Origin of the sequence: Pseudomonas sp. 2995-1 (assembly GCF_002742505.1) — a bacterium.
GTDB classification, from domain to species: Bacteria; Pseudomonadota; Gammaproteobacteria; order Pseudomonadales; family Pseudomonadaceae; genus Aquipseudomonas; species Aquipseudomonas sivasensis.
The window spans coordinates 1-272 of sequence record NZ_LJSA01000641.1 but is presented as its reverse complement, the minus strand read 5'-3'; the positions used below and the strand labels follow the sequence as shown (position 1 = coordinate 272).

General features: G+C 37.5%; 1 protein-coding gene. It reads left to right on the top strand.

Annotated elements, in window-relative coordinates; genetic code table 11:
- Positions 1–272, top strand: a 272-nt coding sequence (locus AOA61_RS30165) for an SDR family NAD(P)-dependent oxidoreductase (RefSeq protein ID WP_143521289.1), incomplete at both ends; no start/stop codon positions are given.

The window sequence follows — 272 nt, the reverse complement described above, 5'->3', positions numbered from 1 at the left end:
GTTTTTGATTATGTACATACAGCTTCAATAGATCAAATAAAATCCATGTTTGATGTGAATGTGTTTGGTTCTATTTCGTGTACTAAATCAGTCCTTCCACATATGATAGAGAAGGGAAGGGGACATATTATTTTTGTCGCTTCTCAAGCTGGAAAACTAGCTACACCAAAATCAAGTGGATATTCTGCAACGAAACATGCTGTTCTCGGATTTGCAAACAGCCTACGGATGGAGCTTTCGGATACTAATATTCATGTGAGTACTGTAAACCC